Here is a 24,424-nt window from a genome sequence, read left to right on the forward strand (position 1 = left end):
ATGTGTTGCTGTGTCCTGCCCTTTTTCTATCCTCTGGGTGAAAGGAAAGCGTCAGGAAATTTCCAAAGCAACCCAGCGCAATTTTTGCTTAAGTTTAGTATGATAGAGGTAGTAGATCCGCTTGTAAAAGCATAAAATAAAGAAAGTAGGGAATAGAATGTTTAAACGTGTACACTTGATCGTGATGGATTCAGTCGGAATTGGTGAAGCACCTGATGCGGCAGCTTTTGGTGATGTCGGTTCAGATACATTAGGCCATATTGCAAAAGAAGCAGGCTTAACGATCCCTCATTTGGAACAATTAGGCCTAGGGACGATTCGTCCTTTAGAAGGCGTAAAGGCGGTAGCTGACCATGATGGGTATGCAACCAAATTGGAAGAAGTTTCTGTTGGGAAAGATACGATGACGGGTCACTGGGAGATCATGGGCTTGAATATCCAAAAGCCTTTCCGCGTATTTCCAGATGGGTTTCCCGATGAATTATTGCAACAGATCGAAGCGTTCTCTGGACGCAAAATCGTCTGCAATGCGCCGTATTCTGGGACAGCAGTCATTGATGACTTTGGCGAACATCAAATGAAGACCGGGGATCTGATCGTTTACACTTCGGCTGACCCAGTGTTGCAGATCGCCGCTCATGAGGAAATCATTCCATTAGAAGAATTGTATCGTATTTGTCAGTACGTTCGGGATATCACGAAAGATGAGCCGTATATGATCGGCCGCATCATCGCGCGTCCTTATGTCGGTGAGCCTGGAAACTTTACTCGTACGAGCAATCGTCATGACTACGCACTCGATCCATTTGGCCATACAGTGTTAGATTCATTGAAAGAAGCTGGAAAAGACGTGATCGCCGTTGGGAAAATCAATGATATCTTCAACGGGCAAGGAATCACCGATTCTGTACGGACGAAGAGCAATATGGACGGTGTGGATCAATTATTGAAGGTGATGAAACAAGACTTTACGGGTCTAAGCTTTACGAACTTAGTCGACTTCGATGCGCTTTATGGTCACCGTCGCGATGTCGTAGGGTATGCCCACGCCATTGAAGATTTTGATTTGCGTATTCCAGAACTCTTAGAAGCAATGGGAGACGAGGATCTGCTGTTGATCACAGCTGACCACGGCAATGACCCAACCTTTACGGGAACGGATCACACGAGAGAATATGTGCCATTACTAGCGTACAGCAAGAAATTTCAAGGCCAAGGCCAATTGCCACAAGGCTACTATGCGGATATTTCCGCAACGATCGCTGAAAACTTTGGTGTTTCAGCTACAGAAAACGGAACAAGCTTTTTAAAACATTTAAATTAGAGGTGATGAAATGACAACGTTACATGAGAAATTACAAGAAACAACGGCATTTATCAAAGGAAGCGGCGTCGGTGAAGTGGAATTTGGGTTGATTTTAGGATCTGGCTTAGGTGAACTAGCCGATGAGATCGAAAATCCAATCGTGTTGCCTTATAACGATATCCCGCATTTTCCTGTTTCGACAGTGGTCGGTCATGCTGGACAATTGGTCTATGGAACATTAGCTGGGAAAAAAGTCTTAGCGATGCAAGGACGATTCCATTATTATGAAGGCCATTCGATGCAGACGGTCACTTACCCCGTCCGTGTGATGGCGGCATTGAAAGCTCATTCCTTAGTCGTGACCAATGCCTGTGGCGGTGTGAACGAAAGCTTCCAGCCTGGAGACTTGATGTTGATCACCGATCAAATCAACTTTATGGGGGACAACCCACTGATTGGTGAAAACGAAGAAGAAATGGGTCCACGTTTCCCAGATATGAGCCAAGCTTACCATTTGCCTTATCGGGAAGCGGCACAAAAAGTTGGCGCATCAAAAGGATTGCACTTAAAAGAAGGCGTCTATATGGGCTTCTCAGGTCCTACGTATGAAACGCCAGCAGAGATCCGCTTTGCTCGGACGATCGGTGCCGATGCTGTCGGTATGTCGACTGTCCCAGAAGTGATCGTTGCTGTTCACAGTGGCTTGAAAGTCTTAGGTGTTTCTTGCATCACAAACTTGGCTGCTGGTATGCAAGCGAGCTTGAATCACGAAGAAGTCGTGGAAACGACGGAACGGGTCAAGGCAGAATTTAAAGCGTTGATCAAAGAAACGTTAGCAGTACTATAAAAAGCAGACCAAAGGAGAAAAACGAATGAGCGTTCATATCGAAGCAAAAGCAGGCGAGATCGCAGACAAAATCTTGTTACCAGGTGATCCACTGCGGGCAAAATATATTGCTGAAACATTTTTAGAAGACCCGATCTGTTACAACAATGTTCGGGGAATGTTGGGCTATACAGGCGTTTATAAGGGCGAGCGGGTCTCTGTCCAAGGAACCGGCATGGGCATGCCTTCAGCGAGCATCTATGCCCATGAATTGATCAACTCTTACGGCGTGAAGAAATTGATTCGGGTCGGTACGTGTGGTGCCATCTCAAAAGATGTCCACGTGCGTGATCTTGTGATTGCCCAAGCGGCAGCAACAAGTTCATCGATGGTGGCAAAAAACTTCCAAAGTTTCCATTTCCCACCAATCGCTGACTTTGCACTGCTGCGTAAAGCCTATGATACAGCGATTGAATCAGGATTTACGACCCACGTCGGCAACATCTTATCTGAAGATACCTTCTACAAAGATGACATGACGGAAACGTTACAGTTGGCAGACCTTGGAGTGATGGGTGTTGAGATGGAAGCCGCAGCCTTATACTATTTAGGGGCGAAATTCCACGTTCAAACCTTAGCGATCTGTACTGTCAGCGACCACATCATCACTGGAGAAGAAACAACGCCAGAAGAAAGACAAACGACGTTTAACGACATGATCAAAGTTGGCTTAGAAACAGCGATTGCGTAAAAAAGATACCACAGGATCGGTGCATGAACGATGCGAGGGCTGCTTGCTTTTGAGAGAGCAAGCAGCCAAATCGTATTGGTTTGCATGCAACCGAGAATGTGTTATCTTTTTTTGTTGGCAAAAAGCCACGAAGAAGCGTTGCACTTTTGCCAGAAAATGGTTTAATGAAAAGAAAAGGTGTAAAAAGGAGACGAGACAATGAATAATTTTACGTTTCATGTAACGACGGACATTCGTTTTGGGAAAGACCGTCTGAACGAATTGCCAGAAGTACTGAATACATTTGGAAAAAACGTCTTGCTAGTCTATGGTGGCGGCAGTATCAAGAAAAACGGCTTGTACGATGCAGTCATGGCGCAATTGACTGCCAACGGCAATAAAGTCACTGAATTGACTGGTGTCGATCCAAATCCACGAATCGAAACCGTTCGTCAAGGAGCCGCTCTTTGTCGTTCAGAAAAGATCGACGTCATTTTAGCTGTTGGCGGCGGTTCTGTAATTGATTGCAGCAAAGTGATTGCTGGGGCGGCTTGCAGTGAGCAAGAGCCTTGGGACTTAGTACTTTCCAGAAGCTATCAAGGACCAGCGATTCCATTAGTAACGATCTTGACCCTTGCGGCTACCGGCAGTGAAATGAATCGCGGCGCAGTGATCTCTAATCTAGAAACGAAACAAAAACTTGGCGTTCACGGACCCGAATTTTTACCGAAAGTATCCTTTTTAGATCCAACAACGACCTTTAGTGTCAGTCGTTATCAAACGGCTGCCGGTTCAGCGGATATCATGAGCCATCTGATTGAAAATTATTTCAGTAAAACAGAAGGAACAGATGTCCAAGACGGTGTAGCAGAAGGATTGCTAAAAGCAGTCATTAAAAATCTGCCCATCGCATTAAAGGATCCCTCGGACTATGACGCACGGGCGAATTTGATGTGGGCGAGCACCTTAGCCTTAAATGGTTTGACTGGAAGCGGCAAGGGTGGTGCATGGTCTTGTCATGCGATGGAGCATGAGTTGAGTGCGTTTTATGACATTACCCATGGCATCGGCTTAGCGATCCTGACCCCACGCTGGATGCTTCATGTATTGAATGAAGAAACGGCGCCGAAATTTGCGCGTTTTGCCAGAGAAGTCTTTGGTGTCCAAGAAGCAGTGCCAGAATTAGCTGCCCGAATGGGGATTCAAAAACTGTATGACTTTTTTGCTTCTTGCGATATTCCGATGACTTTGCCAGAAGTGGGAATCGCCGATGACACTCATTTTGCTGAAATGGCGGCTCAAGCAGTTCAATTCAGCTCTATTGCAACAAATGCGTATGTACCGCTACAAGAAGAAGACGTGATCGCAATCTACCAAGATTCCTTGACTCCTTCAACCTATCTTTAATCATTAAACAGACCGTTCCTGCGACTTGGTTGTCGCGGAGCGGTCTGTTTATTTACCCTTCAGAAGAAAAAGCCAAACGGGCCATTAGCTGATTCGCAATCAAGGCGTGTCCTGCAGGAGTAGGGTGCACACCGTCATCGCCTGTCAGTGCCTGTGGGGAGCTAGCGACGGATGCTTCGGCAAACAAGCCATCCAGCGGCAGCAGTTGACAATGAAAGGCGGCAGCTAAGCGACGAACGATTTGGATTTTCGGATCAAGATCGATCCGCCAGGTTTGGCGATCTTCAGGATATGGCAATACAAAAGGTTCCAGCAAGAAAATACGCGTGATCCCCTGTTGGGTCACTTGTTCCAGAATTTGACGGTAGGTTGCCTCAAAGGACGTTGCCGCAGCTTCTGAACCAAAATCGGGACCACCGGCATTGTGCCACGTGTCGTTGATCCCAATCATAAAGACCAAGACGTCAGGCGCTAATTGGAGGCAATCTTCTTGGAGACGGGCTAAGACATCGGCAGCTTTATTGCCGCCGATCCCGCGGTTATAAAAGGTAAAGCCCGCAGTGGGGAATTTCTCTGCCAGCTGATCGGCAACGAGACGGGCAAACCCATGTCCTAAATCGTGGGGGTCTTGGCGATCACGATCGCAATCTGTGATGCTGTCACCTAAAAATAAAACGGTATTATTTTTGACTAGTTTCATAATAAGCTCCTTTCGAGTATGCCCTCAATTATAAAAGAGGGGGGAGAAAATGCCAATAAAAAAACTGCCCTTTGGTTAAAAAGGGCAGCGATAAGCGAGGCTTATAAGTAGTATTTTTTCGCAACAGTCAAATCATCGTTCAATTCATAAACAAGTGGTTGACCAGTTGGGATCTCAAGATCCATGATATCTTCGTCAGAAATACCTTCGATATGTTTTGCTAATGCACGTAGAGAGTTTCCGTGAGCCGCAACTAAGACAGTTTTGTCGTCTTTTAATGCTGGGGCGATTTCATCTTGCCAGAAAGGCAATGCACGTTCTAAAGTAACTTTTAAGTTTTCTCCACCAGGTACGTCGCGAGGGTCAAGCATTGCATAACGACGGTCGTTTGCAGCAGAACCTTCATCTGAAGCTTCCATCAATGGAGGTAAAACATCGTAAGAACGACGCCAGATGTGTACTTGTTCGTCACCGTATTTTTCAGCAGTTTCTTTTTTATTTAAACCTTGTAATTTACCGTAATGACGTTCGTTTAAGCGCCATGATTTGATCGTTGGTACCCAAAGTTGATCAGAATATTCTAAAATGTAATTACAAGTTTTGATGGCACGAGTTAAAACAGATGTGTAAGCAACGTCAAATTCGATGCCTGCTTCTTTGATTTTACGTCCGCCTTCGATTGCTTCTTCGACACCTTCTGGCGCTAGATCAACATCAGCCCAACCGGTAAACTGGTTTAATTTGTTCCATTCGCTTAGTCCATGACGAGAAAATACTAATTTTGGCATGTAAAACTCTCCTTTAGATATTCGATATTTTTCTGAAATTTTCAATTCCGTATTTATTGTACACTCTTTCTCAAAGAATTTCCATGGTTTTGGAGGAAAAGCTGGGGGAAAACGCCATTCTTAAGGAAAAACAAAAGGGGATCATTAAAAAGAGGACCGCTTTTGTTTCATGCTGTTCTAGGGGGAGTCGACAACTATGAACGTAACTTGTTCCATTCTTCTTCGGATAATTTTATGTATTTATAGCATGTACCTACAGAAACACCGCATTTTTCAGAAATATATTGAATCGTTTCTTTTTTTTCGTAGTACAATTGACGGATTTTTTTAATCGTTTTTGGATCGATTTTTGGACGACCGCCAATTTTGCCTTTTTTGCGGGCTTTATTTAAGCCGACCAGCGTGCGCTCTTTGATGAGTGAGCGTTCCATGATCGCAAGTCCTTCCATTAAATTGAAGTAAACCTGTCCCATCGGACCGCGGGTATCGATTTGTTCTGCCAGTGAAACCAGATGAAGCTCTCGCTGTTTTAATAGATCAGTGAGATCGGTCAGCTGTCTGGTCGTTTTCCCTAAACGATGCAGTTCCGTAACGACTAAGGTGTCGCCGGGCTGCATTTGTGCCACCACTGACTCCAATGAATGATTTTCTTCACTTTCTTCCACGCTAAATGTCTCATGGAAAAATTCATGACACCCAAATTCTTCGAGCTTGTTTAATTGTTCACTTGTTGAGTTGTCGGTGATCGTTGAACGAGCATAGCCTATGATTTTCATAAACCCTCCTACCTTTCCCTTTTTATTGAATGTATCATAATTATTTCTTAAATGATAGGGTAATTTGCACAAAAAATAATAAAAATTAAGTCGATTGAAGAAAAATAACGAAAAAAAGAGAAGCATTTTTGCTTCTCCTTTTTTGTTTCCTTTATCTAACGTGCTTGGTACTCGGTCCTTCAGGCAATCCGACAATGATCGTATGAACCATATCCAAAAACAGACCGTGTTCAACCACGCCCACTGTAGCATCTAATTCCTGTGCCAACTCAGTAGGAGCGGTGATCGTTTCTAGATGAAGATCGATGATGTAATTGCTGCAATCGGTTTTTAACGGTTCGCCTTCTTCATTCAGACGCAGTTTTGGATGGTAGTTTTTCTTCTCGAACAGACGCAACAGCTGTTGGCTGCCATAAGGGATCACTTCCACTGGCAACGGGAAGGCACCAAGTGTTTCGACCATTTTCGATTCATCAACGATCCACAAAACTTTTTTGGAGTTAGACGCCACGATTTTTTCGAATAAAAGGGCTGCACCGCCGCCTTTGATGCCATGATAATCCTTGCTGATCTCATCTGCACCGTCGATCGTTAGATCCACAGCGTCCACTTCATCGATGGTGCGAATCGGGATACCTAATCCTTCTGCTTGTTTTTTCGATGCCCAAGAAGTTGGGACACCAGTGATCGATAGACCTTCTTCTTTTACACGTCGACCCAGTTCTTCAATCATGTAGTAGGCTGTTGAGCCAGTGCCCAAGCCAACGACCATGCCATCTTTTACATAACTAGCCGCTTCAATGCCGACCATTTCTTTTAGGTTCATTTTCTTCCCGCCTTTTTTAAATAAATGCTTTGTCTCTATTATATAGGAAGAAGCGCAAAATTTGCGGATTTTTTCGTAACAGATTTCTTTTGAAAAAAGCTTGGGAGGATACTTGACAGGTAAGAATAAGCATGATATTCTATCAAAGGTGCTTTATCTACAGGTCTCTCGTTGGAGACGTGCTGACTGTCTATCAAAGCATAGTTGATATGAATGCAGAGAATGCATTATTTTTTATCGCAAAAAAAGAACCACCTGGATGTGTGGGACTATAAAGCGAATCAAGGAAGGAGGACAACTAGGGATGCCTACAATTAATCAATTAGTACGTAAACCTCGTAAATCCAAGGTTGAAAAATCAAATTCACCAGCATTGAACAAAGGATATAACAGTTTCAAGAAAGCTCAAACGAATGTTAACTCACCTCAAAAGCGTGGGGTAGCTACTCGTGTGGGAACTATGACACCGAAAAAACCGAACTCAGCTCTACGTAAATATGCGCGTGTTCGTTTGTCAAACTTGATTGAAGTGACAGCTTATATTCCAGGTATCGGACACAACTTACAAGAACACAGCGTGGTCTTGTTACGTGGTGGACGTGTAAAAGACTTACCAGGGGTACGTTACCATATCGTTCGTGGTGCATTGGATACTGCCGGTGTTAACGATCGTAAACAATCTCGTTCTAAATATGGTACAAAACGTCCTAAAGCTTAATCTTTAAGACAAACAGATCAAATGAATCTTATTTAAATCAGAACTGATATCTCGGAAGGAGGAGTTACGGATGCCTCGTAAAGGTCCTGTTGCAAAACGTGATGTTTTACCAGATCCTATTTATAACTCAAAATTAGTAACTCGTTTGATCAACCGTGTAATGGTTGATGGTAAACGCGGTGTTGCTGCAAATATTATCTACAATGCTTTTGGCATTATCAAAGAATCTACAGGAAATGATCCATTGGAAGTTTTCGAACAAGCAATGAAAAACATTATGCCTGTATTGGAAGTTAAAGCTCGCCGTGTCGGTGGTTCTAACTACCAAGTACCAGTAGAAGTACGTCCTGAACGTCGTACAACTCTAGGTCTTCGTTGGGTGGTAAACTACGCTCGTTTGCGTGGCGAACACACAATGGAAGAACGTCTTGCAAAAGAAATCATGGATGCAGCAAACAACACTGGTGCTTCTGTGAAAAAACGCGAAGACACACACAAAATGGCGGAAGCCAACCGCGCATTTGCTCACTATCGTTGGTAAGATCCTCACTGCTTTTTATTGGAAGGTACTGAGACAACCTTAGCTTAAGTTAAGTAAGAATGAGAGGGGAACAACCTAGAATGGCAAGAGAATTTTCGCTAGAAAAAACTCGTAATATCGGGATCATGGCCCACGTTGACGCTGGTAAAACAACGACAACTGAACGTATCCTTTATTACACAGGTAAAATCCATAAAATTGGTGAAACACATGAAGGTGCTTCTCAAATGGACTGGATGGAACAAGAACAAGAACGTGGGATCACAATCACTTCTGCTGCGACAACTGCGCAATGGAAAGAAAACCGCGTAAATATCATCGACACACCAGGACACGTGGACTTCACAATCGAAGTGCAACGTTCATTGCGTGTACTTGATGGTGCTGTAACTGTGTTGGACTCACAATCAGGTGTAGAACCTCAAACAGAAACAGTTTGGCGTCAAGCGACAGATTACCGCGTACCACGTGTTGTATTCTGTAACAAAATGGACAAAATTGGTGCAGACTTCTTATACTCTGTATCAACTTTACATGATCGTTTACAAGCAAATGCTCACCCAATCCAATTACCAATTGGTGCGGAAGATGACTTTACTGGTATTATCGACTTAGTAAAAATGAAAGCTGAAATCTACACAAATGACTTAGGAACTGAAATCCAAGAGACTGAAATTCCTGAAGAATACGTAGAATTAGCTGAAGAATGGCGCGAAAAATTAATCGAAGCTGTTGCTGATACTGATGAAGAACTAATGATGAAATTCTTGGAAGGTGAAGAAATCACTGAGGAAGAATTGAAAGCTGGTATTCGTCAAGCAACATTGACTGTTGACTTTTTCCCTGTTCTTTGTGGATCTGCCTTTAAAAACAAAGGGGTTCAATTGATGTTGGATGCAGTCATCGACTACTTGCCTTCACCACTTGATGTTCCTGCGATTAAAGGGATCAATCCTAAAACAGACGAAGAAACTGATCGTCCGGCTGACGATGAAGCACCATTTGCTTCATTAGCATTTAAAGTAATGACTGACCCATTCGTAGGTCGTTTGACATTCTTCCGTGTGTATTCAGGTATCTTGAACTCTGGATCATACGTATTGAATGCTTCAAAAGGCAAACGCGAACGTATCGGTCGTATCCTACAAATGCACGCCAACACACGTGCTGAAATCCAAACAGTATACTCAGGCGATATCGCCGCTGCTGTTGGTTTGAAAGACACAACAACTGGGGATACACTATGTGATGAAAAATCACCAGTAATCCTTGAATCAATCGAATTCCCAGAACCAGTTATCGAAGTCGCTGTTGAGCCTAAATCAAAAGCTGACCAAGATAAAATGGGGGTTGCTTTACAAAAACTTGCTGAAGAAGATCCATCATTCCGTGTGGAAACAAACGCTGAAACAGGCGAAACTGTTATCGCTGGTATGGGAGAACTTCACTTGGACGTCTTAGTTGACCGTATGCGTCGCGAATTTAAAGTTGAAGCAAACGTAGGTGCGCCTCAAGTTTCTTATCGTGAAACATTCCGTGCAGCAACACAAGCGGAAGGTAAATTTGTACGTCAGTCTGGTGGTAAAGGTCAATACGGTCACGTATGGGTCGAATTTACACCAAACGAAGAAGGTAAAGGCTTCGAATTCGAAAACGCGATTGTCGGTGGTGTGGTTCCTCGTGAATACATCCCAGCAGTTGAAAAAGGACTTGAAGACTCAATGGCGAACGGTGTCTTAGCCGGTTACCCATTAGTAGACATCAAAGCAAAACTTTATGATGGTTCATACCATGATGTCGATTCAAGTGAAACTGCCTTCCGTGTTGCAGCTTCTATGGCTTTACGTGCTGCAGCGAAGAAAGCAAACCCAGTAATTCTTGAACCAATGATGAAAGTAGTTATCACTGTACCAGAAGATTACTTAGGTGATGTTATGGGTCACGTAACTGCTCGTCGTGGACGCGTAGAAGGAATGGAAGCACACGGTAACTCACAAATCGTGAACGCAATCGTGCCATTAGCTGAAATGTTCGGTTACGCAACAACACTTCGTTCATCAACACAAGGTCGCGGTACGTTCATGATGACATTTGATCACTATGAAGATGTACCTAAATCTGTTCAAGAAGAAATCATCAAGAAAAACGGCGGCAAAGCTGAATAATTGATGGAAGTATAGGAAATTAAGTAAAAAGCTATATTTTTTTCTGAGTTTCGTGTACAATATTATCGATGATAAGGGATGGGGAGCTGCGGCTCCCTACCTATCAAATATAAAAAATAAACTGCATTTTTAGGAGGAACATTTTAAAATGGCAAAAGAAAAATTTGACCGTTCTAAACCCCACGTAAACATTGGTACGATCGGACACGTTGACCATGGTAAAACTACACTTACAGCTGCTATCACAACTGTATTATCTAAAAAAGGTTTGGCTCAAGCTTCAGCTTACGACCAAATCGATGGCGCTCCAGAAGAACGCGAACGCGGAATCACTATCTCAACTGCTCACGTTGAGTACGAAACTGAAGCACGTCACTATGCTCACGTTGACTGCCCAGGACACGCGGACTACGTTAAAAACATGATCACTGGTGCTGCTCAAATGGACGGCGCGATCTTAGTAGTATCTGCTGCTGATGGTCCTATGCCTCAAACACGTGAACACATCTTGTTATCACGTAACGTTGGTGTACCATACATCGTTGTTTTCTTAAACAAAATGGATATGGTTGATGACGAAGAATTACTAGAATTAGTTGAAATGGAAGTTCGTGACTTATTGTCAGAATATGACTTCCCAGGCGACGATGTTCCTGTAATCGCTGGTTCTGCTTTGAAAGCTCTTGAAGGCGATGCTTCATACGAAGAAAAAATCATGGAATTAATGGCTGCAGTTGACGAATACGTTCCAACTCCAGAACGTGACACTGACAAACCATTCATGATGCCAGTCGAAGACGTATTCTCAATCACTGGACGTGGTACTGTTGCTACAGGCCGTGTTGAACGTGGACAAGTTCGCGTTGGTGACGAAGTTGAAATCGTTGGTATTGCTGAAGAAACTGCTAAAACAACTGTAACTGGTGTTGAAATGTTCCGTAAATTGTTAGACTATGCTGAAGCAGGGGATAACATTGGTGCATTGCTACGTGGGGTTGCTCGTGAAGACATCCAACGTGGACAAGTATTAGCTAAAGCTGGTACAATCACACCTCATACAAAATTTAAAGCTGAAGTTTACGTTTTAACAAAAGAAGAAGGTGGACGTCACACTCCATTCTTCACTAACTACCGTCCTCAGTTCTACTTCCGTACAACTGACGTAACTGGTGTTGTTGAATTACCAGAAGGAACTGAAATGGTTATGCCTGGTGATAACGTAACAATCGACGTTGAATTGATCCACCCAATCGCTATCGAAGACGGAACTCGTTTCTCAATTCGTGAAGGCGGACGTACTGTTGGTTCAGGCGTTGTAACTTCAATCCAAGCTTAATTTGATTGATCGAAGAGCAAAAGCGTACGCGCTTTTGCTCTTTTTTTTAACTCGTAGAACCAAAAAAGAGCCGCCATCTCTAGCGTTGACGAATCCACTGTGGTTCATCGAAGCTAAAGAGAGCGGTGCTTTTTATTTTATTAGTTTTTGCTTCTTCAAGAAGGCGTCAAATCCTTGGTCAGGGCGATTGCGGTAAAACCCAGCAAATTTTTCTGACCATGGTTTGGTCTCGCGAGCTTCTCCAAAATCAGTCATTGTTTGATCGTAGGCTTCGATCGACTCATAAGAATAGTCCTGATAGTGGTTGTAATGAATGACCGCTTCTTCTGGCAAGCGAGGCTTGACCTTCATTTCTACGATTGGTTTACCGATGCTCAAGCCAGCCACAGGGTAGACATATTCCGGTAAGTGCAACAATTCAGCGATTTTGGCGCTGTCTTTGCGGACACTGCCGGAAATGACGGTACCTAAGCCCAGTGATTCAGCAGCGATCGCACCAGATTGTAAAGCAATGCTGGCATCAGTGGTGGCGATCAATAATGGCTGATAGCCCTCATCGATTGGATAAGGGGTCTGTTTTTCGTCAGCAACTTTTTTGGTTCGGTTTAAATCTGCGAGAAACAGCAGAAAGAGCGAACTTGCTGCGATATGAGGATTGCCGGGATTCCATTCGACCATTTGTTGGCGGATCTGCGGGTCGTCGATCACCAGGATCGAATAGGCTTGCCCATTCATCCAGCTTGGTGCTTGACGAGCGGCAGTCAAAATCGCGGTTACTTGTTCTTGGCTCAAGCGGTAATCAGGGTCAAATTGTCGGTAAGTGCGATGATTGTGCAAAAGCTCAATGGTTTCGTTCATAGGTTTGCTCCTTTAACTGTTGGGTGATTTTTGTGAATCGTTCTTGAAATCGTGGTAAATCATCTTTGGCTAAGCGGGTATAGTTCAAACGCAAGCCATTCGTATCGTTACTGAAAAGAAACGCAGGTGCTACTAAGCAATCGTTCGCCAAAAAGCGCGACCAATCTTTGCGAGTCAATGTGCGGTGACGCCAAGTCAACCACAGGTAAAGACCGCCTTTCGTCGGCTGCCATTGCCAGTCCTCCTGAAATGCCTGCAAGAGTTGGAGTAGGTCTTGCTGGCGCTGGGCCATTTCTGTAAGCAGTGTCCGCTGCTGCTGGTGGTAATCAGAGGAGCGTAAGGCGATGTTGGCAAGGACTTGCGGGAAGATCGTGGTATCGATCGCCATCCGTTTTTTCGCTTGGGCAAATTGGTCGGCTAACGCTTCTGGCACCAAAAGCCAGCCGATTTTGATTGATGACCCAAGTAATTTTGAAAGCGAGCCTAAATAAATGACGGTTTCGGGAGCCATGGATTTTAGCTTGGGCGGTACTTCATCAAAAGCCAACTCGCTAAAAACATCGTCTTCTATGATCGGTACTTGGTAGGTCTGGCAAAGGCGGATGATCGCTTGGCGCCGATGCTCGCTCATGGTGTGGCCAGTTGGGTTTTGGAAGGTGGGATTCAGATAGACGAATTTGATCTTCTTTTCCTTCAACACTTTTTCCAATGCCGCAGGCCGCATCCCTTCACTATCCTGCTTGATCCCAATCAGCTGGACATTCATCGTGGAAAACAAGGGGAGAGAGAACAAGAAAGAAGGGTCCTCTGTCGCAATACAATCCCCCGCATGCAATAAGACTTGCATCAGCAAGGTGATTCCTTGCGTCGAACCGGCAGTAATTACTAGTTTTTGACCGCTGGTGGGCAAATTGAAGGAATCAGCAAGGTGCTGCAATAAGATTTCTTGCAAAGGCTCATAACCAGTCGGTAATACTTTGGTGCTTTCTTTGCGGATCTCTTCCCATGTAAAGGCGGGAAACGTGAAGTCGGGAATCAGATCGGCAGGTAGATCACCTGTGTACAGATCCAGCACATCCTTCTCGGTGCGCAAGTGCTGAATCTGTTGAACGTAAGGGTCTTGCTGCAAGTAAGGGCTGCTTAAAGACGAGCGCAAATAAGAAAGCGGTGTTTGTCGGTTCCCCCAACGACCTTCCAATACGCGAGAGCCGCTGCCTTGTTTTCGTTCGATCCATCCTAAGCTTTTCAATTCATCTAACGCTTTGACGACGGTGGAACGGTTGACGTCAAAAGTCTGAGCAAGGCTGCGCTCTGGTGGTAAACGATCCCCAGGCCCAAAGGTTCCCGCTTGGATCTCTTCGATAAAATGGGTCACGATCTGCTGGTAAATCGGTTGTTTCTTTTGTTTGTCGATACTTGATGAAGCCATCCTGCACCACCTTTTTCAATTGGATGGTTTAAAAATAAGCCAAATGGCTCTTTTCGTCAAGGGGAAGATTGACTATACTTAGCAAAAAGCACAAGGAGATGAGGAAGATGGAAAAAGTAATATCAATTGCCGGGTCTGATTCAACCGGAGGAGCCGGTATCGAAGCAGATTTAAAAACGTTTCAGGAGTATGGTGTCTTTGGTTTTGCCACGATTGCTTCGATCGTCACGATGGATCCACAAGCGGGTTGGAGCCATGAAGTAACAGCAATGGAACCAGCACTTGTTGAAAAGCAATTGATCTCCGCTTTTGCAGGTGATCCGATGGATGCCCTTAAAACGGGGATGTTAGGCAATGAAGACAATATTGTGCAAGCAGCGAAGATGATTCAACAACAGCAAGTCAAAAATGTGGTGATCGATCCCGTCATTGCTTGCAAAGGGACCGCAGAAATCTTACAGCCAAAAAGTGTCGACGCCATCATCGCGCATTTGTTGCCTTTAGCAGATGTTGTCACTCCTAATTTAGTAGAAGCGGGGATTCTTTCGGGTTTGGGGGATTTGACGAGTGTGGAAGCCATGAAGCAAGCTGCTGAAAAAATCCATCAATTAGGTGCTAAATACGTCGTGATCAAAGGTGGTCATCGCTTGCCAGGAGCAAAAGCCATTGACCTTGTTTATGATGGAGAATCCTTCCTCTTGTTAGAAAGTGGCAAAATCGCTACTGATTTCAATCACGGAGCAGGCTGCACCTTTTCAGCGGCGATCGCTGCCGGTCTTGCAAAAGGCAAACCCGTCGTGGAAAGTGTTCGCTTAGCGAAAGCCTTTGTCACAGCAGCAATCAAAGAAGGCGTGGTCATCAATCCCTATGTGGGCCATGTGTGGCATGGTGCCTATACCCACGCCCAAGGACGTATGAATGAGGAAGCGCCGCAATAGCAGGTTTGCTTCTATATAAATAGGAATTGAAGAAGCGCTTAAAAGAAGCGGGCAACGCTTCTTTTTTTGTGTTTCGAAAACAAAAGAAAATTTTCTGAAAGAAATGCAAAAGAATCCCGGTTTTTCCATAAAAAAAGCTTGCAATCAATGTTTATCCGTAATATAATCATAAAGGTGCTGTTTACGTAAATACGTAAGTCACACTGGCAGCAAAGAAATTTTCTGCCGGCTACGAAACGAGAGGTTGCGACACGCCCGGACGCTTTGCCATGGACGAGCGTGACGGAAAATTTTCGTGGAGCTATGTCTACTTTTCAAAATAGGCGAAGGAGGGAAAACAATGGCAAAACAAAAAATTCGTATCCGTTTAAAAGCGTATGAACATCGTATTTTAGATCAATCAGCGGATAAAATCGTAGAAACTGCAAAGAGAACTGGAGCTGGCGTATCTGGTCCAATTCCATTACCAACTGAACGCAGCTTGTACACGATCATCCGTGCGACGCACAAATACAAAGATTCACGCGAACAATTCGAAATGCGTACACACAAACGTCTAATCGACATTGTGAATCCAACACCAAAAACTGTTGATGCTTTAATGAAGCTAGACTTGCCAAGCGGTGTTAATATCGAAATCAAACTATAATAATTAAGATGGAGGTGTAATCATGACCAAAGGAATCTTAGGGAAAAAAGTGGGAATGACTCAAATCTTCACTGAATCTGGCGAATTGATTCCAGTAACTGTAGTAGAAGCTACACCAAACGTAGTGCTACAAGTGAAAACAATCGAAAATGACGGCTACGAAGCAATTCAAGTCGGCTACCAAGATATGCGTGAAGTTTTGTCTAACAAACCTGCGAAAGGTCATGTTGCAAAAGCAAACACGGCTCCTAAGCGCTTCATTCGCGAATTCAAGAATGTAGAGCTAGAGGGCTTAGAAGTAGGATCAGAAATCAAAGTTGATATTTTTGAAGCAGGAGACATCATCGATGTAACCGGCACTTCGAAAGGTAAAGGATTCCAAGGCGTTATCAAACGTCACGGACAAAGCCGCGGACCAATGGCTCACGGTTCTCGTTACCACCGTCGTCCTGGATCAATGGGTCCAGTTGCACCTAACCGTGTATTTAAAAACAAACGTCTTGCTGGACGTATGGGCGGAAATCGCATCACGATCCAAAACTTGGAAATCGTACGCGTAGACGCAGAACGCAACGTTATCTTGATCAAAGGTAATGTACCTGGCGCGAAAAAATCATTGATTACAATCAAATCAGCTGTGAAAGCTAAATAAGTAGATAGGAAGAAAGGAGGAACTAAGGAATGCCGAATGTAGCATTATTCAAACAAGATGGAAGCCAAAATGGCGAAATTACATTGAACGAAGAAATCTTCGGAATCGAACCAAATGAATCAGTTGTCTATGATGCAATCATCATGCAACGCGCTTCATTAAGACAAGGAACACACGCTGTGAAAAACCGCAGTGCCGTTCGTGGCGGTGGCCGTAAACCATGGCGCCAAAAAGGAACTGGACGTGCCCGTCAAGGTTCAATCCGTTCACCACAATGGCGTGGAGGTGGCGTAGTCTTCGGACCAACACCACGTTCATACAGCTACAAACTTCCTAAAAAAGTTCGTCGCTTAGCAATGAAATCTGTATTGTCAGAAAAAGTTGCTTCAAATAACTTGGTAGCAGTAGAAGGATTAAGCTTTGATGCTCCAAAAACAAAAGAATTCAAACAAGTTTTAGCTAACTTGACAATTGACTCTAAAGTATTGGTAGTTTTAGAATCTGAAAACGACTTTGCCGCTTTATCTGCGCGCAACTTGCCAAAAGTTTCTGTAGTTACTGCTGATAACATTAGTGTGCTAGACATCGTTTCTAACGACAAAATGTTAGTGACACAAACTGCTCTTACTCAGATCGAGGAGGTGCTTGCATAATGAACTTACTAGACGTTATTAAACGCCCAGTGATCACTGAAAAATCAATGCTTGCCATGGATGACAAGAAATACACTTTTGAAGTGGACACAAAAGCTAACAAAACTTTAGTAAAACAAGCTGTAGAAGCTGCCTTTGACGGAGTGAAAGTGGCAAACGTGAACATCATCAACGTTCGTCCTAAATTCAAACGCATGGGTAAATATGCAGGATATACAAAAAAACGTCGCAAAGCTGTTGTGACTTTAACTGAAGATTCTAAAGAAATCCAAATTTTCGAAGCTGCTGAATAAGCAACTCACGCATAAATTTTACATGGGAGGGAAAAAGACGTGGCGATTAAAAAGTACAAACCTACCACGAACGGCCGTCGTAATATGACAAGTTCTGATTTCGCTGAAATCACAACTTCAACACCAGAAAAAACATTGTTAGCTCCTTTGAAAAACAATGCTGGTCGTAACAACAACGGACGTATCACGGTTCGTCATCAAGGTGGCGGTCACAAACGTCAATACCGTTTGATCGATTTCAAACGTAACAAAGACAACGTCGTTGCTACGGTTAAAACGATTGAATATGATCCAAACCGTTCTGCTAACATTGCGTTAGTACATTACGAGGATGGAGTAAAAGCATACATCTTAGCACCTAAAGGATTAGAAGTTGGCATGACTGTCGTTTCTGGTCCAGATGCAGATATTAAAGTAGGGAATGCATTACCACTAGAAAACATTCCAGTCGGTACTGTTATCCACAACATCGAAATGAAACCTGGTAAAGGTGGACAATTGATTCGTTCAGCTGGAACAAGTGCTCAAGTACTTGGTAAAGAAGGCAAATACGTATTGATCCGCTTGAACTCTGGTGAAGTACGGATGATCTTAGCATCATGTCGTGCAACAATCGGTTCTGTTGGTAATGAACAACACGAATTGATCAACATCGGTAAAGCCGGTCGTTCTCGTTGGATGCGCAAACGCCCAACTGTACGTGGTAGCGTAATGAACCCTAATGATCACCCACACGGTGGTGGTGAAGGTAAAGCACCAATCGGACGTAAAGCACCAGTTTCTCCTTGGGGACAACCAGCACTTGGCTACAAAACACGTAACAAAAAAGCAAAATCAGACAAACTTATCGTTCGTCGTCGTAAAACTAAGTAATATACTTGACCGTGTGTCGCACATTTTGAGAGGAGGTACACCATGGGTCGTAGTTTGAAAAAAGGACCTTTTGTCGATGACCATTTGATGAAAAAGGTCGAAGCACAAGAAGGCGCTGAAAAGAAAAAAGTGATCAAAACTTGGTCACGTCGTTCTACAATTTTCCCTAATTTTATCGGATTTACAATTGCTGTGTATGATGGACGGAAACATGTACCAGTTTACATCCAAGAAGACATGGTAGGACACAAATTAGGTGAATTTGCACCAACAAGAACTTATCGCGGACATGCTGCCGATGATAAGAAAACAAGACGCTAATTTTGAGGGGAGGATATCCAAAAATGGCAGAACAAATCACATCAGCGAAAGCAACTGCTAAAACAGTCCGCGTTTCTCCTCGTAAATCTCGTCTAGTTATTGACTTAATCAGAGGGAAAAGCGTTGCTGAAGCAATCGCGATCTTAAAGTTCACACCAAATAAAGCAGCTGGAATCATCGAGAAAGTCTTGATGTCAGCTATTGCCAATGCAGAAAATAATTTTGACTTAGATGTTGAAAACTTGATTGTTTCTGAAGCATTCGTAAACGAAGGACCAACGATGAAACGTTTCCGTCCACGTGCGAAAGGTTCAGCTTCACCGATCAACAAACGTACAAGTCATATTACTGTAGTCGTATCAGAAAAATAAGGAGGGACAATCAGTGGGTCAAAAAGTACATCCAATTGGAATGCGTGTAGGCATCATCCGTGACTGGGATGCTAAATGGTATGCTGAAAAAGAGTATGCTGAATTTCTACATGAAGATTTGAAAATCCGTAAATTTATCGCATCTAAACTTGCTGATGCCGCTGTGTCTACAGTTGAGATCGAGCGTGCAGCAAACCGCGTGAATATTTCAATCCACACAGCTAAACCAGGTATGGTTATCGGTAAAGGCGGATCTGAAGTCGAAAACCTAAGAAAAGAATTAAATAGCCTAACTGGCAAACGAGTTCACATCAACATCGTTGAAATCAAAAAACCAGATTTAGATGCTAAATTAGTAGGCGAAGGAATCGCACGTCAATTAGAAAACCGTGTTGCTTTCCGTCGTGCTCAAAAACAAGCGATCCAACGCACAATGCGTTCTGGCGCTAAAGGAATCAAAACACAAGTTTCTGGCCGTCTAAATGGTGCGGATATCGCTCGTTCAGAAGGTTACTCAGAAGGAACAGTTCCACTTCATACATTACGTGCGGACATTGATTACGCATGGGAAGAAGCAGATACAACATACGGAAAACTAGGAGTTAAAGTGTGGATTTATCGTGGAGAAGTTCTTCCAACTAAAAAGAACACTGAGAAAGGAGGGAAATAAACATGTTAGTACCTAAACGTGTAAAACACCGTCGTGAGTTCCGCGGAAAAATGCGTGGCGAAGCGAAAGGCGGAAAAGAAGTAGCATTCGGTGAATACGGCTTACAAGCTGTTGAATCACACTGGATCACAAACCGTCAAATCGAAGCTGCCCGTATCGCAATGACTCGTTATATGAAACGTGGCGGGAAAGTATGGATCAAAATTTTCCCTCACAAATCTTATACTGCCAAAGCTATCGGGGTACGTATGGGTTCTGGTAAAGGGGCTCCTGAAGGATGGGTATCACCAGTTAAACGTGGTAAAATCATGTTTGAAATTGCCGGTGTACCTGAAGAAGTTGCGCGCGAAGCGCTACGTCTTGCTTCTCACAAATTACCAGTGAAAACGAAGATCGTAAAACGTGAGGAAATGGGTGGTGAATCGAATGAAGGTTAAAGAAATCAGAGAATTAACCACTGCCGAAATGCTAGATCAAGAAAAACAATTGAAAGAAGAATTGTTCAATCTTAGATTCCAATTAGCAACAGGTCAATTAGAAAACACTGCACGTATCAAAGAAGTACGTAAATCGATTGCACGCATTAAAACAGTATTGCGTGAACAAGTTAAGTAATAGTGGAAGGAGGCCATTTAGCGTATGACTGAAGAAAGAAATCAACGCAAAGTTTACCAAGGTCGCGTGGTATCAGACAAAATGGATAAAACTATCTCTGTTGTCGTTGAAACAAAGAAAAACCACCCTATCTACGGCAAACGTCTGAACTATTCTAAGAAATACAAAGCACACGATGAAAACAACGAAGCAAAAGTTGGCGATATCGTGAAAATTATGGAAACTCGTCCATTATCAGCTACGAAACGTTTCCGTCTAGTAGAGATTGTTGAAAAGGCAGTGATTATCTAATCACACGAGATTTTCCTATATAGATTGTGAATTGCAAAATCTGAAAGGAGGATACACATCGTGATCCAAGCAGAAAGCCGATTAAGAGTGGCGGACAACTCAGGTGCCCGTGAAATTCTAACGATCAAAGTCCTTGGCGGATCTGGTCGTAAAACTGCCAATATTGGTGACGTGATTGTTGCTACGGTTAAACAAGCAACGCCAGGTGGGGTTGTCAAAAAAGGTGACGTCGTTAAAGCCGTTATCGTTCGTACTAAATCAGGAGCTCGTCGTACAGACGGTTCATACATCAAATTCGATGAAAATGCTGCGGTTATTATCCGTGACGATAAGAGCCCTCGTGGAACTCGTATCTTTGGCCCAGTTGCCCGCGAATTGCGTGAAGGCAACTTTATGAAGATCGTTTCCCTAGCACCAGAAGTATTGTAATAGTGATTCTTATCTAAAGGAGGTGCGAAACAAACATGTTTGTTAAAAAAGGCGATAAAGTTAAAGTTATCACTGGTAAAGACAAAAACAAAGAAGGCGTTGTGCTAGCAGCGTTTCCTAAAAATGACAAAGTCGTTGTTGAAGGTGTCAATGTTGTCAAAAAACACCAAAAACCTTCTCAAACTGCTCCTCAAGGCGGAATCGTTGAAATGGAAGCACCAATTCATGTTTCTAACGTGATGGTGGTTGATCCATCGAACGGTGAAGCTACGCGTGTCGGTTACAAAGAAGTTGACGGCAAAAAAGTCCGCGTTTCTAAGAAAACCGGAGAAGTTCTTGATAAATAATCTGATGAAGGAAGGAGGGGCTAACAGATGAACCGCCTTAAAGAAAAATATTCAAAAGAAGTTGTCCCATCATTAATGGACAAATTTAACTACAGCTCAATCATGGAAGCACCAAAAGTTGATAAAATCGTTATCAACATGGGTGTCGGTGACGCTGTTTCTAATGCTAAAAACTTAGACAAAGCTGTTGAAGAATTACAATTGATCTCAGGTCAAAAACCATTGATCACAAAAGCGAAAAAATCTATCGCAGGATTCCGTTTACGTGAAGGAATGCCAATCGGTGCGAAAGTAACTCTACGCGGCGAAAGAATGTATGAATTCTTAGATAAACTAGTAAGTGTGTCATTGCCACGTGTCCGTGACTTCCACGGTGTGAGCAAAAAAGCGTTCGACGGACGCGGAAACTACACTTTAGGTATCAAAGAACAATTGATTTTCCCTGAAGTAGATTATGATTTGATCGACAAAGTACGTGGTATGGATATCGTGATTGTAACAACAGCAAACACAGATGAAGAATCTCGTGAATTGTTGACACAATTAGGCATGCCATTCCAAAAATAAAAAAAGGAGGCGAACTACGTGGCTAAAAAATCAATGATTGCTAAAAACAAACGCCCTGCTAAATTCTCAACGCAAGAATATACTCGTTGTGAACGTTGCGGACGTCCACATTCAGTTTATCGTAAATTTCATCTTTGCCGTATTTGCTTCCGCGAACTTGCCTATAAAGGACAAATTCCCGGCGTGAAGAAAGCTAGCTGGTAAACTATACTCGCATAAAGGAGGTAAATTATCCCATGGTCATGACAGATCCAATTGCAGATTTTCTAACGCGCGTGCGTAACGCAAACATGGTTAAACACGAAAGCCTAGAAGTACCTGCTTCAAAAATCAAACGTGATATCGCTGAAATCTTGAAACGTGAAGGTTTCGTCCGCGATGTTGAATACATTGAAGATGACAAACAAGGCGTGATCCGCGTATTTCTTAAATACGGTAAAAACGGTGAACGTGTTATCACAAACTTAAAACGTATCTCTAAACCAGGCTTGCGTGCTTATGTCAAAGCTGACGAAGTACCAAAAGTATTGAATGGTCTAGGAATCGCGATTATCTCAACTTCTGACGGTGTAATCACTGACAAAGAAGCTAGAGCAAAAAATGTTGGCGGCGAAGTAGTCGCTTATGTATGGTAATTTAAAATATTCCACAAGGAGGTGCCTCTAAGTGAGTCGTATCGGTAATAAGATCGTCGTTCTTCCTGCTGGTGTTGAAATCAAGCAAAACGGAAACGACATTACAGTTAAAGGACCTAAAGGTGAATTAACACGTACTTTCTCTTCTGATATCACAATGAATATCGAAGGAAACGAAGTAACATTCACTCGTCCAAATGATAGTAAAGAAATGAAAACTATCCACGGAACTACCCGTGCAAACTTCAACAACATGGTTGTTGGTGTTTCTGAAGGTTTCCAAAAAGCGTTAGAATTAATCGGGGTTGGGTACCGTGCTCAATTACAAGGAAAAAAACTTGTATTGAACGTTGGTTACTCTCATCCAGTTGAAATCGAAGCGCCAGCTGGAATCGAAATCGAAGTTCCTTCAAACACTTCTGTGATCGTTAAAGGATCAGATAAAGAAGTCGTTGGCGAATTGGCTGCCAATATCCGTGGCGTTCGTCCTCCAGAACCTTACAAAGGCAAAGGAATTCGTTATGTTGGCGAATTTGTACGCCGTAAAGAAGGTAAAACTGGTAAATAGTCGTAATTCTTTACGACTAGCAGCTTAGGCTAGCAAAATTAAAAGAGGTGACAAATTGTGATTACAAAACCAGATAAAAACAAGACACGTCAGAAAAGACATCGTCGTGTACGTAACAAAATCTCTGGTACTGCTGAGTGCCCACGCTTAAACGTGTTCCGTTCGAACAAAAACATCTACGCACAAGTAATTGATGACGTAGCGGGTGTGACGCTAGCAAGTGCCTCTGCCTTAGACAAAGAAGTTTCAGGTGCAACAAAAACTGAACAAGCACAAGCTGTCGGTAAATTAGTCGCAGAACGTGCAGCAGCAAAAGGTATTAAAGTAGTAGTCTTTGACCGTGGTGGATACCTTTACCATGGCCGTGTAGCAGCTTTAGCTGAAGCTGCTCGCGAAAATGGACTGGAATTTTAAGAGAAGGAGGAACACCATTCATGGTTTATATTGATCCAAAACATTTGGAATTAGAAGACCGCGTTGTTGCGATCAACCGTGTAACTAAAGTTGTTAAAGGTGGACGTCGTCTACGTTTTGCTGCATTAGTTGTTGTCGGTGACAAAAACGGACACGTAGGTTTCGGTACTGGTAAAGCGCAAGAAGTACCAGAAGCAATCCGTAAAGCAATCGAAGACGCGAAGAAAAACTTGGTGGAAGTACCAATGGTTGGTTCTACAATCCCTCACGAAGTTATCGGTGTATTCGGCGGCGGACGCATCCTTATGAAACCTGCTGTAGAAGGTTCTGGGGTAGCTGCTGGTGGACCAGTTCGTGCCGTATTGGAATTAGCTGGGGTAGCTGATATCACATCTAAATCTTTAGGTTCTAACACACCAATCAACGTTGTTCGCGCAACAGTTGAAGGTTTAAAACAATTAAAACGCGCTGAAGAAGTGGCAGCACTTCGCGGCAAATCAGTAGAAGAATTAATCGGTTAAGGAGGACACTATAATGGCTGAATTGAAAATTACTTTAAAACGCAGTATTATCGGACGTCCCCAAAACCAACGTGATACTGTAAAAGCGTTAGGTCTTACAAAGTTGAATTCAACAGTTGTAAAACCTGCTAATGATGCAATCAAAGGCATGGTTAACACTGTTTCTCACTTAGTGGACGTTGAAGAGGTCTAAGGATCAGCAGATCTAGTT

Annotated in this window: 35 protein-coding genes; 29 read left to right on the forward strand and 6 right to left on the reverse strand. The window is 43.3% G+C overall.

All coding sequences use genetic code 11. The features are described from left to right. Positions 1-157: 157 nt before the first annotated feature. The 4 genes from deoB to IGJ26_RS01215 all read left to right on the forward strand — a co-directional run bounded on the left by deoB (position 158) and on the right by IGJ26_RS01215 (position 4,269). Complete coding sequence (gene deoB, locus IGJ26_RS01200; protein ID WP_008376404.1) at positions 158-1,324, forward strand: phosphopentomutase; 1,167 nt, start codon at positions 158-160, stop codon at positions 1,322-1,324. A 10-nt stretch (positions 1,325-1,334) separates the two neighbouring features. Beyond that, complete coding sequence (locus IGJ26_RS01205; protein ID WP_008376402.1) at positions 1,335-2,153, forward strand: purine-nucleoside phosphorylase; 819 nt, start codon at positions 1,335-1,337, stop codon at positions 2,151-2,153. Positions 2,154-2,178: 25 nt separating this feature from the next. After that, positions 2,179-2,883, forward strand: coding sequence for a purine-nucleoside phosphorylase (deoD, locus tag IGJ26_RS01210; protein WP_005226852.1), 705 nt, complete (start codon positions 2,179-2,181; stop codon positions 2,881-2,883). 198 nt (positions 2,884-3,081) lie between these two features. Then, a complete protein-coding gene (locus IGJ26_RS01215) occupies positions 3,082-4,269 on the forward strand; it encodes an iron-containing alcohol dehydrogenase (protein ID WP_430599803.1) in 1,188 nt (395 codons plus the stop codon). 52 nt (positions 4,270-4,321) lie between these two features. Here the strand turns inward: IGJ26_RS01215 and IGJ26_RS01220 are convergent, their stop codons facing one another. From IGJ26_RS01220 to rpiA, 4 genes are all read right to left on the reverse strand, one after another. Continuing rightward, the gene (locus tag IGJ26_RS01220; protein WP_430599804.1) at positions 4,322-4,969 is read right to left on the reverse strand and encodes an SGNH/GDSL hydrolase family protein; all 648 of its coding nucleotides are present in this window, start codon (positions 4,967-4,969) and stop codon (positions 4,322-4,324) included. Between the two features lie 101 nt (positions 4,970-5,070). Continuing rightward, positions 5,071-5,757, reverse strand: a complete 687-nt coding sequence (gene gpmA / locus IGJ26_RS01225) for a 2,3-diphosphoglycerate-dependent phosphoglycerate mutase (protein WP_005226871.1) — start codon at positions 5,755-5,757, stop codon at positions 5,071-5,073. 194 nt (positions 5,758-5,951) lie between these two features. After that, entirely contained in the window at positions 5,952-6,533 is a 582-nt protein-coding gene (locus IGJ26_RS01230) for a recombinase family protein (RefSeq protein WP_005226873.1), read from the reverse strand. A 151-nt stretch (positions 6,534-6,684) separates the two neighbouring features. Then, positions 6,685-7,359 (reverse strand): ribose-5-phosphate isomerase RpiA, encoded by a 675-nt coding sequence (gene rpiA, locus IGJ26_RS01235; RefSeq protein WP_005226875.1) that lies wholly within the window; start codon positions 7,357-7,359, stop codon positions 6,685-6,687. Between the two features lie 304 nt (positions 7,360-7,663). On the opposite strand from rpiA, the gene rpsL reads away from it, so the two are divergent. The 4 genes from rpsL to tuf all read left to right on the forward strand — a co-directional run bounded on the left by rpsL (position 7,664) and on the right by tuf (position 12,119). Further along, positions 7,664-8,077 (forward strand): 30S ribosomal protein S12, encoded by a 414-nt coding sequence (rpsL, locus tag IGJ26_RS01240; protein ID WP_003127956.1) that lies wholly within the window; start codon positions 7,664-7,666, stop codon positions 8,075-8,077. Positions 8,078-8,147: 70 nt separating this feature from the next. Continuing rightward, positions 8,148-8,618, forward strand: coding sequence for a 30S ribosomal protein S7 (gene rpsG / locus IGJ26_RS01245; protein ID WP_003127957.1), 471 nt, complete (start codon positions 8,148-8,150; stop codon positions 8,616-8,618). 80 nt (positions 8,619-8,698) lie between these two features. Continuing rightward, positions 8,699-10,783: an elongation factor G gene (gene fusA, locus IGJ26_RS01250; RefSeq protein WP_005226900.1), complete on the forward strand. Its 2,085-nt coding sequence runs from the start codon at positions 8,699-8,701 to the stop codon at positions 10,781-10,783. A 148-nt stretch (positions 10,784-10,931) separates the two neighbouring features. After that, a complete protein-coding gene (gene tuf, locus IGJ26_RS01255; protein ID WP_005226902.1) occupies positions 10,932-12,119 on the forward strand; it encodes an elongation factor Tu in 1,188 nt (395 codons plus the stop codon). A 132-nt stretch (positions 12,120-12,251) separates the two neighbouring features. Here tuf and IGJ26_RS01260 read toward each other — a convergent pair whose 3' ends face one another. Then, positions 12,252-12,977, reverse strand: coding sequence for a nitroreductase family protein (locus IGJ26_RS01260; protein ID WP_194199337.1), 726 nt, complete (start codon positions 12,975-12,977; stop codon positions 12,252-12,254). Further along, positions 12,961-14,406 (reverse strand): PLP-dependent aminotransferase family protein, encoded by a 1,446-nt coding sequence (locus IGJ26_RS01265; RefSeq protein WP_430599805.1) that lies wholly within the window; start codon positions 14,404-14,406, stop codon positions 12,961-12,963. Before IGJ26_RS01265 ends, IGJ26_RS01260 begins: the two co-directional genes overlap by 17 nt. Before the next feature lie 107 nt (positions 14,407-14,513). On the opposite strand from IGJ26_RS01265, the gene thiD reads away from it, so the two are divergent. The 21 genes from thiD to rpmD all read left to right on the forward strand — a co-directional run bounded on the left by thiD (position 14,514) and on the right by rpmD (position 24,406). Then, positions 14,514-15,344, forward strand: a complete 831-nt coding sequence (thiD, locus tag IGJ26_RS01270) for a bifunctional hydroxymethylpyrimidine kinase/phosphomethylpyrimidine kinase (RefSeq protein WP_194199335.1) — start codon at positions 14,514-14,516, stop codon at positions 15,342-15,344. 340 nt (positions 15,345-15,684) lie between these two features. Continuing rightward, a complete protein-coding gene (gene rpsJ / locus IGJ26_RS01275) occupies positions 15,685-15,993 on the forward strand; it encodes a 30S ribosomal protein S10 (RefSeq protein ID WP_003127966.1) in 309 nt (102 codons plus the stop codon). 22 nt (positions 15,994-16,015) lie between these two features. Continuing rightward, entirely contained in the window at positions 16,016-16,645 is a 630-nt protein-coding gene (gene rplC, locus IGJ26_RS01280; RefSeq protein WP_003127967.1) for a 50S ribosomal protein L3, read from the forward strand. Positions 16,646-16,674: 29 nt separating this feature from the next. Then, positions 16,675-17,298 carry a 50S ribosomal protein L4 gene (gene rplD / locus IGJ26_RS01285; protein WP_005226910.1) on the forward strand — a complete coding sequence of 208 codons (624 nt, stop codon included), beginning with the start codon at positions 16,675-16,677 and terminating at the stop codon, positions 17,296-17,298. Next, positions 17,298-17,591, forward strand: a complete 294-nt coding sequence (locus tag IGJ26_RS01290; protein WP_005226911.1) for a 50S ribosomal protein L23 — start codon at positions 17,298-17,300, stop codon at positions 17,589-17,591. Before rplD ends, IGJ26_RS01290 begins: the two co-directional genes overlap by 1 nt. Positions 17,592-17,630: 39 nt before the next feature. Next, the gene (gene rplB / locus IGJ26_RS01295) at positions 17,631-18,464 is read left to right on the forward strand and encodes a 50S ribosomal protein L2 (RefSeq protein WP_005226912.1); all 834 of its coding nucleotides are present in this window, start codon (positions 17,631-17,633) and stop codon (positions 18,462-18,464) included. A gap of 42 nt (positions 18,465-18,506) precedes the next feature. Then, positions 18,507-18,785 (forward strand): 30S ribosomal protein S19, encoded by a 279-nt coding sequence (gene rpsS, locus IGJ26_RS01300; protein WP_005226914.1) that lies wholly within the window; start codon positions 18,507-18,509, stop codon positions 18,783-18,785. Positions 18,786-18,808: 23 nt separating this feature from the next. Further along, positions 18,809-19,156: a 50S ribosomal protein L22 gene (rplV, locus tag IGJ26_RS01305; protein WP_003127973.1), complete on the forward strand. Its 348-nt coding sequence runs from the start codon at positions 18,809-18,811 to the stop codon at positions 19,154-19,156. 13 nt (positions 19,157-19,169) lie between these two features. Continuing rightward, positions 19,170-19,826: a 30S ribosomal protein S3 gene (rpsC, locus tag IGJ26_RS01310; protein ID WP_005226916.1), complete on the forward strand. Its 657-nt coding sequence runs from the start codon at positions 19,170-19,172 to the stop codon at positions 19,824-19,826. Between the two features lie 2 nt (positions 19,827-19,828). Continuing rightward, positions 19,829-20,263: a 50S ribosomal protein L16 gene (gene rplP / locus IGJ26_RS01315; RefSeq protein ID WP_005226918.1), complete on the forward strand. Its 435-nt coding sequence runs from the start codon at positions 19,829-19,831 to the stop codon at positions 20,261-20,263. Beyond that, entirely contained in the window at positions 20,253-20,441 is a 189-nt protein-coding gene (gene rpmC, locus IGJ26_RS01320) for a 50S ribosomal protein L29 (RefSeq protein WP_005232529.1), read from the forward strand. Before rplP ends, rpmC begins: the two co-directional genes overlap by 11 nt. Before the next feature lie 24 nt (positions 20,442-20,465). Further along, positions 20,466-20,732, forward strand: a complete 267-nt coding sequence (rpsQ, locus tag IGJ26_RS01325; protein ID WP_005232528.1) for a 30S ribosomal protein S17 — start codon at positions 20,466-20,468, stop codon at positions 20,730-20,732. 60 nt (positions 20,733-20,792) lie between these two features. After that, positions 20,793-21,161 carry a 50S ribosomal protein L14 gene (gene rplN / locus IGJ26_RS01330; protein WP_003128006.1) on the forward strand — a complete coding sequence of 123 codons (369 nt, stop codon included), beginning with the start codon at positions 20,793-20,795 and terminating at the stop codon, positions 21,159-21,161. 35 nt (positions 21,162-21,196) lie between these two features. Then, entirely contained in the window at positions 21,197-21,508 is a 312-nt protein-coding gene (gene rplX, locus IGJ26_RS01335) for a 50S ribosomal protein L24 (RefSeq protein WP_005232526.1), read from the forward strand. A gap of 27 nt (positions 21,509-21,535) precedes the next feature. After that, positions 21,536-22,075, forward strand: a complete 540-nt coding sequence (gene rplE / locus IGJ26_RS01340; protein WP_005227088.1) for a 50S ribosomal protein L5 — start codon at positions 21,536-21,538, stop codon at positions 22,073-22,075. Between the two features lie 18 nt (positions 22,076-22,093). Beyond that, positions 22,094-22,279: a type Z 30S ribosomal protein S14 gene (locus IGJ26_RS01345; RefSeq protein ID WP_003128010.1), complete on the forward strand. Its 186-nt coding sequence runs from the start codon at positions 22,094-22,096 to the stop codon at positions 22,277-22,279. A gap of 32 nt (positions 22,280-22,311) precedes the next feature. After that, a complete protein-coding gene (gene rpsH, locus IGJ26_RS01350; protein ID WP_005227093.1) occupies positions 22,312-22,710 on the forward strand; it encodes a 30S ribosomal protein S8 in 399 nt (132 codons plus the stop codon). Positions 22,711-22,741: 31 nt separating this feature from the next. Then, on the forward strand, positions 22,742-23,278 hold the full coding sequence (gene rplF / locus IGJ26_RS01355) for a 50S ribosomal protein L6 (protein WP_005227095.1): 537 nt from the start codon (positions 22,742-22,744) through the stop codon (positions 23,276-23,278). A 57-nt stretch (positions 23,279-23,335) separates the two neighbouring features. Then, on the forward strand, positions 23,336-23,692 hold the full coding sequence (rplR, locus tag IGJ26_RS01360; RefSeq protein ID WP_005227097.1) for a 50S ribosomal protein L18: 357 nt from the start codon (positions 23,336-23,338) through the stop codon (positions 23,690-23,692). Between the two features lie 20 nt (positions 23,693-23,712). Continuing rightward, on the forward strand, positions 23,713-24,213 hold the full coding sequence (gene rpsE / locus IGJ26_RS01365) for a 30S ribosomal protein S5 (protein WP_003128014.1): 501 nt from the start codon (positions 23,713-23,715) through the stop codon (positions 24,211-24,213). Positions 24,214-24,226: 13 nt separating this feature from the next. Next, on the forward strand, positions 24,227-24,406 hold the full coding sequence (gene rpmD / locus IGJ26_RS01370; RefSeq protein ID WP_003128015.1) for a 50S ribosomal protein L30: 180 nt from the start codon (positions 24,227-24,229) through the stop codon (positions 24,404-24,406). Positions 24,407-24,424: the final 18 nt, after the last annotated feature.

This window comes from Enterococcus sp. AZ095a, from assembly GCF_050546735.1.
GTDB lineage: Bacteria > Bacillota > Bacilli > Lactobacillales > Enterococcaceae > Enterococcus_D > Enterococcus_D entomosocium.

Coding starts and splice junctions, on each gene's coding strand:
- rpsE (WP_003128014.1), top strand. CDS start 23,713: ATGGTTTATATTGATCCAAAACATTTGGAATTAGAAGACCGCGTTGTT.
- rplX (WP_005232526.1), top strand. CDS start 21,197: ATGTTTGTTAAAAAAGGCGATAAAGTTAAAGTTATCACTGGTAAAGAC.
- deoD (WP_005226852.1), top strand. CDS start 2,179: ATGAGCGTTCATATCGAAGCAAAAGCAGGCGAGATCGCAGACAAAATC.
- gpmA (WP_005226871.1), bottom strand. CDS start 5,757: ATGCCAAAATTAGTATTTTCTCGTCATGGACTAAGCGAATGGAACAAA.
- rpsL (WP_003127956.1), top strand. CDS start 7,664: ATGCCTACAATTAATCAATTAGTACGTAAACCTCGTAAATCCAAGGTT.
- rplE (WP_005227088.1), top strand. CDS start 21,536: ATGAACCGCCTTAAAGAAAAATATTCAAAAGAAGTTGTCCCATCATTA.
- IGJ26_RS01230 (WP_005226873.1), bottom strand. CDS start 6,533: ATGAAAATCATAGGCTATGCTCGTTCAACGATCACCGACAACTCAACA.
- rpsG (WP_003127957.1), top strand. CDS start 8,148: ATGCCTCGTAAAGGTCCTGTTGCAAAACGTGATGTTTTACCAGATCCT.
- IGJ26_RS01290 (WP_005226911.1), top strand. CDS start 17,298: ATGAACTTACTAGACGTTATTAAACGCCCAGTGATCACTGAAAAATCA.
- fusA (WP_005226900.1), top strand. CDS start 8,699: ATGGCAAGAGAATTTTCGCTAGAAAAAACTCGTAATATCGGGATCATG.
- rpmC (WP_005232529.1), top strand. CDS start 20,253: ATGAAGGTTAAAGAAATCAGAGAATTAACCACTGCCGAAATGCTAGAT.
- IGJ26_RS01220 (WP_430599804.1), bottom strand. CDS start 4,969: ATGAAACTAGTCAAAAATAATACCGTTTTATTTTTAGGTGACAGCATC.
- IGJ26_RS01205 (WP_008376402.1), top strand. CDS start 1,335: ATGACAACGTTACATGAGAAATTACAAGAAACAACGGCATTTATCAAA.
- rplC (WP_003127967.1), top strand. CDS start 16,016: ATGACCAAAGGAATCTTAGGGAAAAAAGTGGGAATGACTCAAATCTTC.
- rpsQ (WP_005232528.1), top strand. CDS start 20,466: ATGACTGAAGAAAGAAATCAACGCAAAGTTTACCAAGGTCGCGTGGTA.
- rplV (WP_003127973.1), top strand. CDS start 18,809: ATGGCAGAACAAATCACATCAGCGAAAGCAACTGCTAAAACAGTCCGC.
- rpiA (WP_005226875.1), bottom strand. CDS start 7,359: ATGAACCTAAAAGAAATGGTCGGCATTGAAGCGGCTAGTTATGTAAAA.
- IGJ26_RS01260 (WP_194199337.1), bottom strand. CDS start 12,977: ATGAACGAAACCATTGAGCTTTTGCACAATCATCGCACTTACCGACAA.
- IGJ26_RS01215 (WP_430599803.1), top strand. CDS start 3,082: ATGAATAATTTTACGTTTCATGTAACGACGGACATTCGTTTTGGGAAA.
- rpsS (WP_005226914.1), top strand. CDS start 18,507: ATGGGTCGTAGTTTGAAAAAAGGACCTTTTGTCGATGACCATTTGATG.
- rpmD (WP_003128015.1), top strand. CDS start 24,227: ATGGCTGAATTGAAAATTACTTTAAAACGCAGTATTATCGGACGTCCC.
- tuf (WP_005226902.1), top strand. CDS start 10,932: ATGGCAAAAGAAAAATTTGACCGTTCTAAACCCCACGTAAACATTGGT.
- rpsH (WP_005227093.1), top strand. CDS start 22,312: ATGGTCATGACAGATCCAATTGCAGATTTTCTAACGCGCGTGCGTAAC.
- deoB (WP_008376404.1), top strand. CDS start 158: ATGTTTAAACGTGTACACTTGATCGTGATGGATTCAGTCGGAATTGGT.
- rplD (WP_005226910.1), top strand. CDS start 16,675: ATGCCGAATGTAGCATTATTCAAACAAGATGGAAGCCAAAATGGCGAA.
- thiD (WP_194199335.1), top strand. CDS start 14,514: ATGGAAAAAGTAATATCAATTGCCGGGTCTGATTCAACCGGAGGAGCC.
- rplP (WP_005226918.1), top strand. CDS start 19,829: ATGTTAGTACCTAAACGTGTAAAACACCGTCGTGAGTTCCGCGGAAAA.
- rpsJ (WP_003127966.1), top strand. CDS start 15,685: ATGGCAAAACAAAAAATTCGTATCCGTTTAAAAGCGTATGAACATCGT.
- IGJ26_RS01265 (WP_430599805.1), bottom strand. CDS start 14,406: ATGGCTTCATCAAGTATCGACAAACAAAAGAAACAACCGATTTACCAG.